The following is a 16,118-nucleotide window of genomic DNA, read 5'->3' as shown; positions in this document are numbered from 1 at the left end:
TAGAGGGACTCCCTGGATGCGCGGACCTCTGCATCATTGATGCTGACGGTTTCTGCGGACATCGGAATGACAGTCGGCATGATGACCGGCTGACGCTTCCACTTCTGCTCCACAAAGCGGGAAAGCTTACGACGCATCTGCTGGACCATGCGGTAAGGGTCGTTCTCGCCTTCGGCAGCGAGATCGTTCATGGTGGTTTCGGCCAGTTCAGCCACCTCTGCCATCATGCCCTTTGCGTCTTCGGAGAAGCCGGTGGTTTCCACCCGAGGACTCTCCATGAGACGTGCGGTGCGGTTGTCGATGACACAGGTGATCGAGATCAAGCCACCCTCCCCGAGGGAGGTGCGGTCTGCCAGGATGTCTGCATCGATATCACCCATGGTGACGCCGTCGACGTAAAGGTTACCGACTGGAATCTGGCCAACAACCTTGGCGTGACCGTTGACCAGGTCAACAACAACACCGTTCTGTGCGAGAACGACGTTCTCACGCTGAACACCGGTGGAGATAGCCAGTTCCTTGTTGGCGCGCAGGTGACGCCATTCACCATGCACAGGCATGGCGTTCTTCGGACGGGCCGCGTTGTAGAGGAACAGCAGCTCGCCGGAGTAGGCGTGGCCGGAGGTGTGCACCTTGGCGTCACGTCCGGTGATCACGGTGGCACCGATCTGGGCCAGCATGTTGATGACGCCGAAGACGGCTTCCTCGTTACCTGGAACCAGGGATGAGGACAGGATGATCAGGTCGCCGTCACGGACGGTGATCTGACGGTGCTCACGACGTGCCATGCGGGACAGGGCTGCCATTGGCTCGCCCTGGGTACCGGTGGTGATGAGCATGACCTTGTGTGGGGCCATCTTCGAGGCATCATCCATGGACACGATGGTGCCGCGTGGTGCCTTGAGGTAGCCCATCTTCTCGGCGATCTCCATATTGCGGATCATCGAGCGGCCATTGAAAGCAACCTTACGGTTAGCAGCAACAGCAGCATCCACGGCAGCCTGAACGCGGTAGACGTTGGAGGCGAAGGAGGCGAGGATGACTCGCTGCTTGGCCTCGCCGACCAGACGCTTCAAAGTCGGTGCGATCTCCGCTTCAGAACCGGAGACACCAGGGGTGGTGGCATTGGTGGAGTCACACAGCATGAGGTCAACACCCTCGTCACCAAAGCGAGACAGAGCCGGCAGGTCGGTTGGACGACCATCTGTCGGAGTCTGGTCCAGTTTGATATCACCAGTGTGGATGACCAGACCTGCCGGGGTCTTGATAGCAAGTCCCAGGCAGTCTGGGATGGAGTGATTAACAGCCCAGAAGCGGATGTTGAACGGTCCACGGTTCTCGTTGGACTGTTCGTTGACCTCGATCAGCTTCGGACGGAGGCGGTGTTCCTTACACTTGGCGGCAATGAGCGCCAGGGTGAAGCGGGAGGCGATGATCGGAATGTCATTGCGCAGCTTCAGCAGCCATGGGATGGCACCGATGTGGTCCTCATGACCGTGGGTGACGATCAGTGCGTCAACGCGGTGCAGCTGATCCTCGATCGGACCGAAGTCCGGCAGGATCAGGTCAACGCCCGGCTCACCGGAGGATGGGAACAGTACGCCACAGTCAACGATGAGAAGACGGTTGTTGTACTCGAAAACGGTCATGTTACGGCCGATTTCAGAGATGCCACCGAGGGCATAAATGCGCAGTCCGTTAGCTGGTGCCTTTGGCGGCTCCGGCAGACGCTGGGTCAGGTCAGCACCCTGCATGGACTTCACAACATTGCGACGTCCACCGCCCTGGTTACGCTGATTGCCACGGTTGCCCTGGCCATCGTTGTTCTGGTTGCCACCGCGACGGCTACGGCCACCACGGCTGTTGGCGGAGGAACGTCCACGGCCAGCGTTGTTTCCACCCCTGGAAGACGACGCATCGGACTTGTTGGAGTCCCGCTTGTCGTTTCCGGCGGTCTGTGCTTTTTCCGTACCTTGGACGGCCTTCGCGTCAGGTGCCTGGAAGACCGGGGTCTCCTTGATGGCTTCCTGTCCAGCCTCCGGTGGACCCGCCTTGCGGGTGACCTTCCGGGCGCGATTACGGGAATCATTCATATTTATAAAACTCCAGCTTTTTTCATGTCGGCTCGGAGATCCTCGAGTTCCTGCTCATTCGGAGCAATAATCGGAAGTCGGGGCTCTCCTACGTTGATGCCCTGCAGACGCAGAGCAGCCTTTGCCATGCTGACTCCACCCAGGCGACCCTGGGCAGCTATCAGCGGGGATAGTGTGGCGTTGATTTCCCGCGCACGGGCGAGGTCGCCTTCCTCGAAACTTGTGTACAACTCACGCAGAGCAGTCGGTGCAGCATGTCCGATGACGGAGATGAAGCCAGAACCTCCCATTGCCAACCAGGTGAGGTTGAGTGGGTCATCACCTGAATACCAGGCGAGACCGGTCTCCTGAATCAGAGGCGCGGCTGCAACGAGGTCACCCTTGGCGTCCTTAACTGCCAGGACGGTGGGCAATTCGCTTAGTCGTCTGATGGTATCAGATTCAATAGGAATGGCTGAACGGCCAGGAATGTCATAGAGACAGATCGGGAGTTCGGTCGCCCGCGCGATTTCAGTAAAGTGGCGGACCAGTCCTTCTTGACTCGGCTTGGAGTAATAGGGAGTGACCACCAGAAGGCCGTCAGCGCCAGCCTCAGCAGAAGCCTTGGCCAGTTCAACAGATGAGCGGGTGTCGTTAGTGCCAGCGCCCGCGATGAGCTTTGCGCGGTCACCAACTTCTTCGCGTACGGCCTTGAGCAATTCAAGTTTTTCAGCGGTTGTCGTCGTCGGGGATTCACCGGTGGTGCCCGCCAATATCAGGGCATCGACTCCATTATCCACCAGGTGTGCCGCAATGTTGCGACCCATGGCAAGATCCAGTTCTCCGGATTCAGTGAACGGAGTAACCATCGCCACTCCGACCGTGCCGAAGTGCTCAACTCCGGTCTTCGCTGTTAAACCTGTGCTCATGGACTCCAACGTTACCTTCTTCCCTTAGTTTGGGGTTCACCAACCCCTCGAATCTCGAACAACATGAAGAAATTTATGCCATCGGGCAGAAATTCAGGGTGAGCCATCTTCCACAATTGGATGTGTCAATCTCGTATCTTACCGCTTTTGGAACATGAAAACTTGCTCACACCTGCGGGGAAACAGTTTTCATCAGCCTTCAGGGGTGCTATGTACCTTTATTTCACACGGTGGAAAGATGGGTAATCTAATTCACACAGCATGTTTGGAAGGATTTCAATAATGTCCGAGCCCATGAGTTGGTTTTTATAGAATTTTGCCACCTGGCTCACACTGGGGGCTGTTCGGCGGTTTTGCCACCGGCGACATCCTCAATCCGGACTATCTTGCTCTGCTCTCCAGCGCCTGGGAGTCCATGTCCAGCAATCCCTATCCTGCAGGATATTAAAAATCTGTCACATAGGGGCTGGTGGCCATCTGGCTGCCGTCGGCAAGCGTTTCAATCTCGAAGTCACTGAACACGGTCGGTGCAGTTTCCTGGAGTTGTCTGAGGCAGGCCACCGCAACTTCACGGATCTCCACATCGGCGTGTTCACTTGCCCGCATGCCGATGAAATGGCGCCAGGAGCGGAAGTTTCCGGTCACAACGATGCGGGATTCTGTGGCGTTGGGCAGAACCGCCCTGGCTGCCTGCCGTGCCTGTTTCTTCCGCAACAGTGCATTTGGCTCGTCGACAAGCTTTTCTTCCAGCGCATCGAGCAGTTCGTTGTAGATGAAACGGTTTTCATCCATGGCGCGGAGGAAGAGGGTGCGTAGTTCCGGATCCTCATTGATAAGGTCCGGAACAATGACCTCCTGCTCCTGTGCATGGATGAAACGCTGTGACAGCTGGGAAAAGGAGAAGTGACGGTGCCTCACCAGTTCATGTGTGGCTGATCGTGAGATACCACGGATGTACATGGTGGCGCTGGCGTGCTCAAGTAGCGCTGTGTGTCCAACTTCCATGATGTGGCGCAGATACGCTGCATTGGTGGCCGTCCGGGGATTGGGCTTGTCGAAGGTTTCATAACAGGCCCTGCCCGCAAATTCGACGAGGGCTTCCGCACCATCGGTATCGGTTGTCCATGCCACAGATTCAGGTGGGGTGAATGCGGTGTGCGCAATCATCTCAACCTTCAGTTCGACCGGTTCGGCCACTACGTCTCAGCTCCTTTATCTACACAATGCCAACCATCACGTCACCCCATTGCCCGGGGGTCTGCCCTAGAGATCCAGGTAGTTTTCCAGACCGATGGTCAGACCTGGGTTATGTGCAATGTTGCGGATGCCCACGAGGACTCCTGGGGCAAAGGAGTTTCGATCATAGGAGTCCTGCTTGATGGTCAGGGTCTGGCCCTGGGTTCCGAAGATCACAGCTTCATGGGCGAGCATGCCGCTCATGCGCACGGCGTGAACCGGGATGCCATCCACGTTGGCACCCCTGGAACCTTCCAGTGCCTGCTCTGTGGCGTCTGGCTGCTCCCCCATGCCTGCTTCACGGCGTGCATCTGCAATGCCCTGTGCTGTGTGGATTGCGGTGCCCGATGGTGCATCGAGCTTGTTCGGGTGATGCAGTTCAATGACTTCCGCAGATTCAAAGAATCGGGCTGCCTGCTTGGAGAACACCATGGTCAGGACTGCGGAGATAGCGAAGTTCGGGGCGATGAGAACGCCCACACCTTCATTGGCCTGACACCAAGAACGTACCTGGGCAAGTCGCTCATCATCAAAGCCGGTGGTGCCGACAACAGCGGAGATGCCGTTATTGATACAGAATTCAAGGTTGCCCATGACTGCATTCGGAGTGGTGAAATCAACAACAACCTGTGCGCCCGCTTCCACCAACAGGTTCATGTCATCGCCATGATCGACTTCTGCGACCAGTTCCAGATCCTCAGCTTCATTGACGGATGCGACGATGGTCTGTCCAACGCGTCCCTTTGCTCCCAGGACACCAACCTTGATTGTCATGCAGAACTCCTTCTCTCATCTTGTTAGCTTTAACCTCAACCAGTCTAGCCCTGCTGCCCTCCTGGGTTTTCTGCGCCCACCTCCGCTTGATTGAGGCACCTGGCAAGGAAGTAGGCAGAGGCAGGCGGTACAACGATTCACCAACGGTTTGCTGCGGCATCTGTTGTCTGGGGCTGCCACGATCTAGATTGAGGTTATGAGAACAACAACTGTAGCCTTGGCATCGCTGTCCACCGTTGCTCTGTTTCTGGTGACAGCGTGTGGTTCCACCGGTGCTGATGATCCAGCCGACAGCACGGTCTCTGTTACCACCACCGCCCCCGCTGTTACTGAAACCACCATGGGTTCACCTGCGCCGGACACGGAGACAGACGCAGAAACGGACACGGACGTCGTTAAGCCCCGGCCCACGCTTCCTCCGGAGACCGGCACTGCTGCACCACTGCCGCCACTGGGTGAACCAAACATGGGGCAGAAATCCCAATCACCTGAGGGCAGTTTTGACATGTCGGTGACCGGGGTACGGGTGGCAGAGCATGAGACTTTCACCCGCGTTGTGTTTGATATTGGTGGCTCAGGTTCCCCTGGCTGGTGGACGGACTATCAGAATGAGCCTGTCCAGCAGGCCTCCGGTTTACCTGTGGAGCTGGCTGGTGATTCTTTCCTGGAGGTCAGTATCGATGGCATCGCCCTGCCAACGGAGGCTGCGGAACCGGGAGTGGAGATGGGTTCCTTTGATGGTGCCGGCATCGTCCAGGAGGTTAAACTCACCACGGTCTTTGAAGCACGTGCCCAGTTCTTCATCGGTATTTCCGGAGGCTACCGTGACTATTCGGTGACGCGTCTGGATGACCCCAGCCGTCTTGTGGTGGACATCATCCATCAATAGGCATGCGAAAAAGGGAGTGGGCACCAGGATCAATCTTTCCTGGTGCCCACTCCCTTTTATTATTCTCTCATTAAAGAGAGTGAGGATTAGTCCTCTTCAACAACTGGGACAAGAGAGATCTTGCCGCGGTTGTCGATGTCTGCAATCTCGACCTGGAGCTTCTGGCCGACGCTGACAACATCCTCAACCTTTTCAACGCGCTTACCGTTGCCCAGCTTGGAGATATGGACCAGACCGTCACGGCCTGGCAGCAGGGAGACGAAGGCTCCGAAGGCGGTGGTCTTGACCACGGTGCCCAGGAAGCGCTCGCCGACCTTTGGCAGCTGGGGGTTGGCCAAAGCGTTGATCTTCTCGATCGCAGCTTCAGCAGCCTCACCATTTGCCGCGGAGATGAACACGGTGCCATCATCCTCGATGGAGATGTTCGCGCCGGTTTCCTCGGTCAGGGCGTTGATGTTCTTGCCCTTTGGTCCGATGAGCTCACCGATCTTGGACACTGGGATCTGCACGGTGGTGATGCGTGGAGCGAATTCGCTCATCTCATCTGGACCGTTGATGACCTCAGCCATGGTCTCCAGGATCGCGGTGCGGGCATCGCGTGCCTGCTCCAGCGCATCGGTGAGGACCTTGGATGGGATGCCATCCAGCTTGGTGTCCAGCTGCAGGGCGGTGATGAACTCGGAGGTTCCTGCAACCTTGAAGTCCATGTCGCCGAAGGCGTCTTCTGCCCCGAGGATATCGGTGAGGGCGACGTATTCGGTCTTACCGTCGATCTCATCGGAGACCATGCCCATGGCGATGCCTGCAACAGGCGCCTTCAGTGGGACACCGGCGTTGTACAGGGAGAGGGTGGATGCACAGACGGAACCCATGGAGGTGGAACCGTTGGACCCCAGTGCTTCAGAGACCTGGCGGATAGCGTAAGGGAATTCCTCACGTGATGGGATCACTGGCAGAACTGCACGCTCTGCAAGCGCACCATGTCCGATCTCACGACGCTTGGGGGAACCGACACGGCCGGTCTCACCAACGGAGTAAGGAGGGAAGTTGTAGTGGTGCATGTAGCGCTTGGAATCCACTGGTGCCAGTGAATCGATCTGCTGCTCCATCTTGAGCATGTCCAGGGTGGTGACACCCAGGATCTGAGTCTCGCCACGCTCGAAGAGGGAAGAGCCGTGTGCACGTGGGATCAGCTCAACCTCAACACCCAGGTCACGGATGTCGGAAGTGCCACGGCCATCGATGCGGAAGCCCTCGGTGAGGATCTTGGTGCGCACGATCTGCTTCATCAGGGAGTTATATGCCGCACGGATCTCCTTGGAGGCCGCTGCTGCGGAAGCATACTTGTCCTCAAACTGGCCGAGAAGCGCTTCCTCGACCTGCTCCATGTGAGCGTTGGTGGCGTCGTCGCGTTCCTGCTTGCCCTTGATGGTCATCAGTTCAGCAAGCTTCTTGTCAGCCTTCTTCTCCACTGCTGCATAAACCTCATCGGTGTATGCAGGGAACAGTGGGAATTCCTTGGCTTCCTTAGCCACACGCTGTGCCAGGCCTTCCTGTGCACAGCACAGGGTGTCGATGAATGGCTTGGCTGCTTCCAGACCTTCAGAGACGATCTTCTCTGTTGGTGCCGGGGCACCGTCCTTGATGCGCTCGACAACGTTCTCGGATGCGCCAGCTTCAACCATCATGACAGCAACGTCGGAGAAGGTCTTGTTTCCGCGCTTGCGCTCGACCAGACGGCCGGCGACAACGATCTCGAAGACAGATTCCTTCTGCTGATCAACAGTTGGGAATGCGACCCACTTGCCGTCCTTGTGCTTCTCATCAACGATGAGGGCCATGCGGACGCCACCGACTGCACCGGAAACAGGCAGGCCGGAGATACGGGTTGCAGCGGATGCGCCGTTGATGGCGACAACATCGTAGCTGTCCTGTGGGTTGATGGACATGACGGTCACGACAACCTGGACCTCATTGCGCAGACCCTTGACGAAGGTTGGGCGCAGAGGACGGTCGATCAGGCGGCAGGCCAGGATGGCTTCGGTGGATGGGCGGCCTTCACGACGGAAGAAGGATCCCGGGATGCGGCCAGCTGCGTACATGCGCTCTTCGACGTCCACGGTCAGTGGGAAGAAGTCGAAGCCTTCGCGCGGCTGGTTGGATGCGGTGGTGGTGGCCAGCAGCATCGTTTCGTCATCGAGGTAGGTGGTTACTGCACCGTCTGCCTGGCGGGCCAGCTGGCCGGTTTCAAAACGGATGGTGCGGGTTCCGAAGTCACCATTGTCAATGGTTGCGATGGCTTCAATAACGCCATAATCGGTGTCTTCGAAATACTTTACTTCGCTCATATGCGAGTAATTCTCCTCATTTTTGGTTCTGCTCGGTGATCATCGGTGTCACCGTGAATGCTGTCAATTTACAACGCTTGGAATCTTACCAGCTTCTGCGCGTTTCCCCCAGTACCAGTGTCCACCTAATCTGGCGATGATTAATTCACCATATTCCGGGCATGAAAAAGACCGCCCCACCACTTCCACACTCCTCGTGATGAGGAACTGGAAGAAAGTATGGAACGGTCGATATCACGCTGGCTCTATGCAGTGCCAGCAGAAAAACCGGAGACTAGCGACGCAGGCCGAGGCGAGCGATGAGGTCACGGTAACGGTTGACGTTGTTGTCAGCCAGGTACTTCAGCAAGCCACGACGACGACCGACGAGCAGCAGCAGACCACGACGGGAGTGGTGATCGTGCTTGTGGAACTTGAGGTGCTCGGTCAGGGTGTTGATGCGGTTGGTCAGCATCGCCACCTGCGCCTCAGGGGAACCGGTGTCGGTCTCGTGCAGACCGAACTCGGCGAGGATGGACTTCTTCTGCTCAGAAGTAAGAGCCATGATGGAATCTCCTAGTTATTTCAGTCCGCATGAAATGTTTTTCACGGCACACCTTGAAAAGATGGCCGTGCACTTTCTGTAACTGCTGCGGACCGCAGTGACAAAACCATCAGACAGCTTAACACCGTGACGCTGCTGGAACCAAAACTAGTGCTACTGCCCTGCTGCCACGCGGCCGATACGGGTCATGAACTCCGACAAGAAGCGCTCCACGTCAACAGCCACGGCCGCCTTGGAGGTGCGTACCTGATCATTCAGTCGGACTTCATCGCCGATAGTGCGACCACGGGTCTCACCGTCCACATCCACTTTGAGGTTGATCGGGAGAAGGGTCACCAATGACGGATCCACGGCAACACCCACGGCCAGTGGGTCGTGGAGACCACAGCCACCCAGGTGTGGCGCCGTGGTCTCATAGGCCTTGATGTAGTAATCAGTCATGTCAGCCAGGGCGATGGCTGCCGGGGTACCCAGTTCACGCCACTGCGCGGTGTGGGTCTTGGTGAGCAGGGTCTGGAGGGTGACATCCAGTCCGATCATGGTGACATCAGATGCTGCACGGAAGAGATCGTTGGCGGCATCGGGGTCCTGATTGATGTTGGCTTCCGCCCAGGGGCTGACGTTTCCGGGAACGGTGAGGGCACCGCCCATGATCACGATGTGGGCGTTGTCAGCGAAGGAAGGATCCTTTGCTGCAGCTGCCGCCAGGTTAGTCATCGGGCCGGTAGCGATAATGACCAGGTCATCACCGTGTTCGCGGACGGAGTCGATGAGGAAGTCCACACCGGCTGGGCGTGCCTGTGCAGCAGCCTTGTCCAGTAGCACCTCGCCGATGCCGTTCTGGCCGTGGATGAAGGCGGAGATCTCCAGGACCTCGAAGCCATCCTTGGTCTGTGCATGTGGCTGGCCCAGATACACCGGTACCTCAGGGGCTCCGAAGAGTTCCAGGAGGGCGAGGTCGTTGGTAGCACCGGTTTCCAGAAGGACATTGCCGTAGGTGCAGGTCACGCCGATGACCTCAAGCTCCGGGGAACCCAGGGCGTAGGCCAGTGCGAGGGCATCATCGATGCCGGTGTCCAGATCCAGGATGGCTTTCTTGGTCATGTGGAACATGCCTTTCCGTCGGTGTTGTTGAAACGCTTCTCAGGTTCCCTCATCCTAAGGCCCGCACAGCAGTTCCTTGTCAGCAGGGTCTAGTCGGTAGGAGTTGCGGCGTCGAGAAGCTCTTTATCCCGCGCCAGGATCTCTCGGGTCTTGGCTACATCAGCGGCCATGGCGTCCAGCAGATCCTCGATGCCATTGAATTTGACCATCGGGCGCAGGTGGTCAACGAATTCCACCATGACGTGATGACCATAAAGGTCAGCGTCGCGGTCGAGGACAAAGGCCTCCACGCTGCGTCGTTCATCACCGAAGGTGGGGTTGGTGCCCACGGACACAGCGGTTGGGTAACGCACGCCGGGGACCATGTCACCGTCGATGTCGCGGGAGATCTCCCGGTCAATCACGCGGTCATCGGTGATGGTGAACCATCCGGCGTACACACCGTCGGCTGGCAGGGCCACGGTTTCCGGCAGGTAGAGGTTGGCGGTGGGGTATCCCAGTTCCTTGCCTCCCCGCCCTGCACCACGAACAACCTCACCGCGGACTGAATAGCGGCGGCCCAGAGCCCAGTTGGCCCGGGCTACATCGCCGTCGACCAGGAAGTCCCGGACCAGGGTGGAGCAGATGCGGAGGTCTTCGTCGTGAAGCAACGGCATGATGGTGACATCCACACCGTGCTGGGCGCCGAGCTCACGCATGGTGGCCTCCGTGCCCTCACCATTGGTGCCGAAGGTGAAGTTCTCCCCCACCACCACACTTTTCGCATGCAGGACGTCCACCAGCATGGTGGTGAAATACCCCTCTGGCGACACTCCGGCAAGTTCACGGGTGAAGTCAATGACCAGCACCGCATCCACGCCTTCTGCCTCCGCGAGTGTGATGCGGAAATCAACCGGGGCCAGACGGGTGGGCTGTCGCCCCGGGAGGAACACCGTCAAGGGGTGAGGGTCAAAGGTGACCATCACACAGGGAACACCTCGTTCACGGGCTTGTTGTGCAGCCTCCCGCATGAGTGTCTGGTGCCCACGATGCACTCCGTCGAACACTCCAATGGTGACAACTGAGCCCTCAAGGTCAGCTGGAACCTCTGTTAATCCGCGCCAAATATCCACGGCTACAGGTTACGGCATAGACTTCACATTCATGAATGCTCCCGCCCAGAACTCAGGTCTCGTTGTTGTGGACAAGCCAGCCGGTATGACCTCCCATGATGTGGTGTCCAAGCTCCGACGTGCTTTTTCCACCCGCAAGGTCGGTCACGCTGGCACCTTGGATCCCATGGCCACGGGTGTGCTCGTGGTCGGCATTGAACGCGGCACCCGCTTCCTTGCCCATCTTGTTGCCACCACCAAGGCCTATGACGCCACGATCCGTCTGGGTGCTGCCACCACCACCGATGATCGCGAAGGCGAGGTGGTGTCCGAGGCGGATGCCTCCATGCTGGATGACGACAAGATCAACGCCGTCGTTGCCACACTCACCGGCGACATCATGCAGAAGCCGGCCAGTGTCTCCGCCATCAAGATCGATGGCAAGCGTGCCCATGAACGAGTCCGCGACGGTGAGGTGGTGGATATCCCAGCACGTCCCGTGACGGTGAGTGTCTTTGAGATTCTGGACCGTCGCCGTGAGGGAAGCTTCGTGGACCTGGATGTCCGGGTGCACTGTTCCTCGGGAACCTATATCCGTTCCCTGGCACGTGACCTGGGTGAGGCCTTAGCGGTAGGTGGGCACCTGACTGCGTTAAGACGCACCGAGGTCGGCCCCTTCACACTCGACGACGCCATCCCACTGGCTGATCTGCAGGAAAATGCGCGACTGTCACTGAACCTGGATGAGGCACTCTCTCGCTCCTACCCTGTCCTGGAAGTCACTGAAGAGGAGGGTGAGGCCTTATCCATGGGTAAATGGTTGGAACCACGGGGACTGGTGGGTGTCCATGCGGCTGTCACCCCATCGGGCAAGTCGATTGCTCTTATCGAGGAAAAGGGAAAGCGTCTGGCAACCGTGTTCGTAGCGCGTCCCAATACGCTTTAACCGGTTCCTTTCAAGTCACGGCCGTGGCCGCGATGACATAGCCGTCACGCAGAATCCACTTGCCGGAGATGAACGGCACCGGGGTGGGCCGTACCAGCAGGTAAGACACAAAGGTGCCGTCATCACGCAGGTCAATCTCCGCCTGCTCAAATCCCAACCACCTGTGGGTCAGGGGGAACCAGGCCTTGTAGGTGGCTTCCTTCGCACAGAACAGCAGGCGGTCTGCGCAGTGCACACCGTTGTCCTCCAGCCGCTTGAGCTGGGGCACCTCCCCCACGCGTGCGATGGACCCTAAAACATCCTTCGGCAGGGGTTCGGCAGGTTCGGCATCCAGCCCCATGGACCGCACCAACAGGCGCGGAGCCACCACAGCGGCCCGGAAACCATCGGTATGGGTCAGGGACCCAGATACCGATGAGGGCCACAGAGGCATGCCACGTTCACCACGCAGTATTGGATCGCCACTGTCACGACCCAATTCACGCAAGGCCTCATGAGCACACCAGCGGGCATCCCCAAACTCTGCCTTGCGAATATCCACGGAGTGGGCAACAAGTGCCTTCTCCAGGGGATGGAGCTGATGGAAGTTAACCAGGTTGGGACCTTCATCACCGGTTTTGAGAAAGGAGAACTTGGCAGAACTCGGAAAGAGCGACTCATCCAGCATGATCCACCTCCATCACCGGGTAGGGCCAGACATGACCAGGACTCCACTGCTCCCACTCACGGGGATAACCCAACGACACCTCAATGTGTTTGATGCCGTTGTATTCCTGCACACCTGGAATATGCAGGTGCCCATAAATGACCGCCTGGGCGTTGTAGCGCTCTGCCCAACCACGGGTATGCCGGGTGCCGCACCACAGTGCCAATTCCTGCCAGCGCATCCTCTGGGTGGGTTCCACCACCAGTGGCCAGTGGTTGATCAAGATAGTAGGCCCATTGGTCTTGGAGAGCCGTTTGATGGAATAGGCAAGACGGTCCCAACACCAGGCACGGATATCCACAAATGGAGCAATGGAGAACTCATCTGTCATCATGACCTGCCGGTCACGAGCAGCCTGAATGGCCTGCTCCACGGTGAAACCAGGACGACGGAAAGAATAGTCATAGAGAGTGAACAGGGGCACGATGGTGACCCCACCGAAGGTGAGATAGGGATCCTCCGGGGTGAGCACATCGATCCTGCGGCACCCCTCCACCAACTCGGTGTACTTATCCCTGCCCTGGTACCTGTCCTGGGAACGGGAAAATAATTCGTGGTTTCCCGGCACCCAGATGACCTTGGCAAAACGCTTACGAAGGCGTGCCAGCACAGACAGCACCAGATCAGTGCGTTCTGCCACATCACCGGCAACAATCAGCCAATCAGAGGGATCCTTCGGTTGAATATTTGCAATCGGGTCCGCATTGGCCTTCACCGCTGCGTGGAGGTCTGCAACCGCCCAGAGTGTTGTGGTCACGTTCACCTCTGCCTTCTGTCATCCACTACAGCCATTCCCAGGCCCTGTTGTTCAGGCCCTTCAGTCTAGTGGTCATAGTTTACGCCACGGACGACCCTGGGAGATCCTCCCCGCCACCCATCAGGACACCGATGCCCCAGCACGCGCCCACCGCATGGACCGGAAACGCCACACAACCGCGAACATCCTGATCACGATGAAAGCCAACAGCCCACACCAGACACCGGTAAGCCCACCATCAAGCAGATAGGAGATCCACACTCCGGGGAGGAAACCTGCCAGCACCGCCATGATGGAAGCATTACGCAGAAATACCGCATCCGATGCTCCCAGCAGCACTCCATCGATGGCAAAGACCACACCACCCAAGATGATCATCACGATCATGATCCACCAGGGATTGTTGATGGTGTCCAACACCGTCTCATCCTGGGTGAAGATCCGCGGAATCACCTGATGAAGAAGCGCAAAGATGACGCCAAGTACTCCTGCGAAGACAATGGAGTACATAATGACCCGCGTGCCCACCTTCCGTGCCAGCTGCGCAGATCCCGCACCCAATGCAGCTCCGGTGAGGGTCTGTGCCGCAATCGCCAGGGAATCCAGCACCAGAGTGATGAAATTCCACAGCTGCAACATGACCTGGTGCGCTGCCAGTGATGAAGTACCGAAACGAGCAGCCACTGCAGCTGCCGAGAGGAATGCCACCTGGAAGCTTAAGGAACGCATGATCAGATCCCTACCCAGTGACAACTGACGCCTGATCACCAACCAGCGTGGCTTCCAGGAACCCTCATGGTGTTTGACCAACGCAATGAGGAATAACAATGCGGTGATGCCTTCGGCAATCACATTGGCATAGGCTGATCCCACCAACCCGAAATAATGCACAAACACGGGGATGAGTACCGCGCCGGGAATGACACCAGCCAGGGTGAAGTACAGGGGCAAACGCGTGTTCTGAATGCCGCGCAACCATCCATTACCAGCCATGATGACGAGCACCAGGGGCACAGCGAGGGCGGCAGCCCGCAACCATTGCGTTGCAGCATCAGCAATATCCTGATCTCCTGACAGCCACAGGGCGAACCACGGTGCGCCGATGATCATGGTCACAGCAATCGCCGCACCCACAAAAAACGCCACCCACGTGGCCTGCACCCCTTCCGCAATGGCCCCACGCCTGTCCCCTGCCCCGAAGAGCCTGGAAGACCTGGCGGTGGTCCCATAGGACAAGAAAGTCAACTGGGTGGTCACCTGGGACTGGATGGTCACCGCCGCGCCCAGCGCCGCCAGCTCAAAACCACCCAACCTGCCCACCACGGCTGTGTCCAAAAGCAGATACAGCGGCATCGCAGCCAACACACCCAGTGCGGGCAGTGCCAGAGCAAAGATCTGACGGGCTGACACCTGTGCCAGCTGGTGTCTGTCGGCAGCAGCTTCTGCTTCCGCACCCACGGTTGTGGCTTCGCCGTCGACTCGTGAACTGAGGGGATCAGATGACATGGAGTGCCAGCAGGCCCTAACTACTGATCACAGAGGAACAGTTCAACGTCTCACCGAGTTCAACAGCAGCGGTGATGAGCGTATCCAGAGCTTCCAGCTCCGTACCACGGGCTGTGTACCCGGCAGCAGGAACATGCCCGCCACCACCGAGATGAACAGCAAGGGAACCGACACTCAGTTGAGAAGAACGCAGAGACACCGTGAACACACCGGGCTCATATTCCTTGAACACAGCACCGAAATCAGCACCATCGACCGCACGAACAGTTTCAATGAGGCCTTCGACAGCCGTCTTGGAGTGTCCGTTGATGGTGGCATAATCCGCCACCAAGACCGCCAACTGATAAGGACCAGCCCGATGCATCTCAATCCTGGAGATGATCTGGCCCACAAGACGCAGATCTGTCAGAGAGGTCTTGTCAATCAGTTCAGCAGAGATATCTCGGATATCCAGATCATATTCCATCAGCTGTTTAGCCATGTCATGCATGACGGGACGCCCCCACCGGAAACAACCCGTGTCAGTCAGCAACCCGGCATACAGACCATGCGCGATGGACTGGGTGGTCTGCACCGCCAAATGGTCAAAGAAGTCCATCAGGATGGTCGTAGTGGACTCAGCATGGGTGTCAATCAGATTGACCACACCGAAACCTGGATTGGTGGCATGGTGATCAACCATCAGGGTCTGCCCACGACGCTCAACAATCGCCTGCTCAAAATCACCGGTGCGCTCAATTGAACCGCAGTCCACCACGATCGTGAGATCAGAGGCAGGAAGCGTCGATGTGAAGACAATGTCCTCCGCGCCGGGGATCGTGAGAAGGTTGGCGGGCATCGGGTCAGTCTGCCCGATATAACCACGGGCTTTCTTACCCATCTGCTGCATGGCTTCCACCGTGGCAGTCACACTGCCGATGGCATCAGCATCGGGGCGCAGGTGGCTCACCACGGTCACCGAATCAGCAGCCTCGATCAATTCTGCTGCTGCACGGTACTGAGTATGTAGGGACAAGGCGTTATGCCCCGTCCTCGTCATCCGAATCCTTCTTATAAGGATTCGGGTCACCGGCCGGGACAGCGTTCTTCTTCAGTTCTGCCAGTTCAGCATCCCGCTTACGGGCGCGCTCCAACAGTGCTTCCATGTGTGCGGAAGCCTCAGGCACGGTATCCACACTATAGGTCAGCGTTGGGGTGAAACGGACACCCAGCTGCT

15 protein-coding genes and 1 pseudogene are annotated in these 16,118 nt (G+C 57.9%); 3 read left to right on the top strand and 13 right to left on the bottom strand.

The window, feature by feature from the left end; translation table 11 throughout:
* Both Q0M74_RS07810 and dapA read right to left on the bottom strand, forming a co-directional pair.
* Nucleotides 1–2,093 (bottom strand): ribonuclease J (locus tag Q0M74_RS07810; RefSeq protein WP_293953141.1); only part of this gene is annotated, 2,093 nt, incomplete at its 3' end.
* A 2-nt stretch (nucleotides 2,094–2,095) separates the two neighbouring features.
* The gene (gene dapA, locus Q0M74_RS07805; protein WP_293953139.1) at nucleotides 2,096–3,001 is read right to left on the bottom strand and encodes a 4-hydroxy-tetrahydrodipicolinate synthase; all 906 of its coding nucleotides are present in this window, start codon (nucleotides 2,999–3,001) and stop codon (nucleotides 2,096–2,098) included.
* Nucleotides 3,002–3,317: 316 nt separating this feature from the next.
* Between dapA and Q0M74_RS07800 the strand changes: the two genes are divergently transcribed.
* Entirely contained in the window at nucleotides 3,318–3,449 is a 132-nt protein-coding gene (locus tag Q0M74_RS07800; protein WP_293953137.1) for a hypothetical protein, read from the top strand.
* Here Q0M74_RS07800 and thyX read toward each other — a convergent pair.
* Together thyX and dapB are read right to left on the bottom strand one after the other, a co-directional pair.
* The gene (gene thyX, locus Q0M74_RS07795; RefSeq protein WP_293953135.1) at nucleotides 3,446–4,198 is read right to left on the bottom strand and encodes an FAD-dependent thymidylate synthase; all 753 of its coding nucleotides are present in this window, start codon (nucleotides 4,196–4,198) and stop codon (nucleotides 3,446–3,448) included. The two genes, Q0M74_RS07800 and thyX, sit on opposite strands and share 4 nt — an antisense overlap.
* A 66-nt stretch (nucleotides 4,199–4,264) precedes the next feature.
* Nucleotides 4,265–5,011, bottom strand: a complete 747-nt coding sequence (dapB, locus tag Q0M74_RS07790; RefSeq protein WP_293953133.1) for a 4-hydroxy-tetrahydrodipicolinate reductase — start codon at nucleotides 5,009–5,011, stop codon at nucleotides 4,265–4,267.
* 196 nt (nucleotides 5,012–5,207) lie between these two features.
* Between dapB and Q0M74_RS07785 the strand changes: the two genes are divergently transcribed.
* The gene (locus tag Q0M74_RS07785; protein ID WP_293953131.1) at nucleotides 5,208–5,900 is read left to right on the top strand and encodes a hypothetical protein; all 693 of its coding nucleotides are present in this window, start codon (nucleotides 5,208–5,210) and stop codon (nucleotides 5,898–5,900) included.
* A gap of 86 nt (nucleotides 5,901–5,986) precedes the next feature.
* On the opposite strand, the gene Q0M74_RS07780 is transcribed toward Q0M74_RS07785, so the two are convergent.
* From Q0M74_RS07780 to Q0M74_RS07765, 4 genes are all read right to left on the bottom strand, one after another.
* The gene (locus Q0M74_RS07780; protein WP_293953129.1) at nucleotides 5,987–8,248 is read right to left on the bottom strand and encodes a polyribonucleotide nucleotidyltransferase; all 2,262 of its coding nucleotides are present in this window, start codon (nucleotides 8,246–8,248) and stop codon (nucleotides 5,987–5,989) included.
* A gap of 274 nt (nucleotides 8,249–8,522) precedes the next feature.
* A complete protein-coding gene (gene rpsO, locus Q0M74_RS07775) occupies nucleotides 8,523–8,792 on the bottom strand; it encodes a 30S ribosomal protein S15 (protein WP_293953127.1) in 270 nt (89 codons plus the stop codon).
* A 153-nt stretch (nucleotides 8,793–8,945) separates the two neighbouring features.
* On the bottom strand, nucleotides 8,946–9,896 hold the full coding sequence (locus Q0M74_RS07770; RefSeq protein WP_293953125.1) for a nucleoside hydrolase: 951 nt from the start codon (nucleotides 9,894–9,896) through the stop codon (nucleotides 8,946–8,948).
* A gap of 89 nt (nucleotides 9,897–9,985) precedes the next feature.
* A complete protein-coding gene (locus Q0M74_RS07765) occupies nucleotides 9,986–11,008 on the bottom strand; it encodes a bifunctional riboflavin kinase/FAD synthetase (protein WP_293953123.1) in 1,023 nt (340 codons plus the stop codon).
* Nucleotides 11,009–11,039: 31 nt separating this feature from the next.
* Between Q0M74_RS07765 and truB the strand changes: the two genes are divergently transcribed.
* On the top strand, nucleotides 11,040–11,933 hold the full coding sequence (gene truB / locus Q0M74_RS07760; RefSeq protein ID WP_293953121.1) for a tRNA pseudouridine(55) synthase TruB: 894 nt from the start codon (nucleotides 11,040–11,042) through the stop codon (nucleotides 11,931–11,933).
* A gap of 10 nt (nucleotides 11,934–11,943) precedes the next feature.
* Here the strand turns inward: truB and Q0M74_RS07755 are convergent, their stop codons facing one another.
* The 5 genes and pseudogenes from Q0M74_RS07755 to Q0M74_RS07735 form a co-directional block, all read right to left on the bottom strand.
* Entirely contained in the window at nucleotides 11,944–12,600 is a 657-nt protein-coding gene (locus tag Q0M74_RS07755) for a 4'-phosphopantetheinyl transferase (RefSeq protein ID WP_293953119.1), read from the bottom strand.
* Entirely contained in the window at nucleotides 12,590–13,396 is an 807-nt protein-coding gene (locus Q0M74_RS07750; RefSeq protein ID WP_293953117.1) for a metallophosphoesterase, read from the bottom strand. The genes Q0M74_RS07755 and Q0M74_RS07750 overlap by 11 nt, the downstream gene beginning before the upstream one ends.
* Nucleotides 13,397–13,516: 120 nt before the next feature.
* Nucleotides 13,517–14,902: an MATE family efflux transporter gene (locus tag Q0M74_RS07745; RefSeq protein ID WP_293953115.1), complete on the bottom strand. Its 1,386-nt coding sequence runs from the start codon at nucleotides 14,900–14,902 to the stop codon at nucleotides 13,517–13,519.
* 16 nt (nucleotides 14,903–14,918) lie between these two features.
* Nucleotides 14,919–15,917: a bifunctional oligoribonuclease/PAP phosphatase NrnA gene (locus Q0M74_RS07740; RefSeq protein ID WP_293953113.1), complete on the bottom strand. Its 999-nt coding sequence runs from the start codon at nucleotides 15,915–15,917 to the stop codon at nucleotides 14,919–14,921.
* Between the two features lie 4 nt (nucleotides 15,918–15,921).
* Nucleotides 15,922–16,118 (bottom strand): annotated as a pseudogene (locus Q0M74_RS07735) (ribosome-binding factor A); the annotation flags it as partial.

This window comes from uncultured Corynebacterium sp. (genome assembly GCF_945649885.1).
Lineage (GTDB): Bacteria > Actinomycetota > Actinomycetes > Mycobacteriales > Mycobacteriaceae > Corynebacterium.
This window is presented reverse-complemented; position numbering and strand designations above follow the sequence as displayed.

Bases quoted from the DNA above. Each gene is read 5' to 3' on its own strand.
- Q0M74_RS07785 (WP_293953131.1), top strand. From the start codon at position 5,208: ATGAGAACAACAACTGTAGCCTTGGCATCGCTGTCCACCGTTGCTCTG.
- rpsO (WP_293953127.1), bottom strand. From the start codon at position 8,792: ATGGCTCTTACTTCTGAGCAGAAGAAGTCCATCCTCGCCGAGTTCGGT.
- dapB (WP_293953133.1), bottom strand. From the start codon at position 5,011: ATGACAATCAAGGTTGGTGTCCTGGGAGCAAAGGGACGCGTTGGACAG.
- truB (WP_293953121.1), top strand. From the start codon at position 11,040: ATGAATGCTCCCGCCCAGAACTCAGGTCTCGTTGTTGTGGACAAGCCA.
- Q0M74_RS07770 (WP_293953125.1), bottom strand. From the start codon at position 9,896: ATGACCAAGAAAGCCATCCTGGATCTGGACACCGGCATCGATGATGCC.
- dapA (WP_293953139.1), bottom strand. From the start codon at position 3,001: ATGAGCACAGGTTTAACAGCGAAGACCGGAGTTGAGCACTTCGGCACG.
- Q0M74_RS07755 (WP_293953119.1), bottom strand. From the start codon at position 12,600: ATGCTGGATGAGTCGCTCTTTCCGAGTTCTGCCAAGTTCTCCTTTCTC.
- Q0M74_RS07780 (WP_293953129.1), bottom strand. From the start codon at position 8,248: ATGAGCGAAGTAAAGTATTTCGAAGACACCGATTATGGCGTTATTGAA.
- Q0M74_RS07745 (WP_293953115.1), bottom strand. From the start codon at position 14,902: ATGTCATCTGATCCCCTCAGTTCACGAGTCGACGGCGAAGCCACAACC.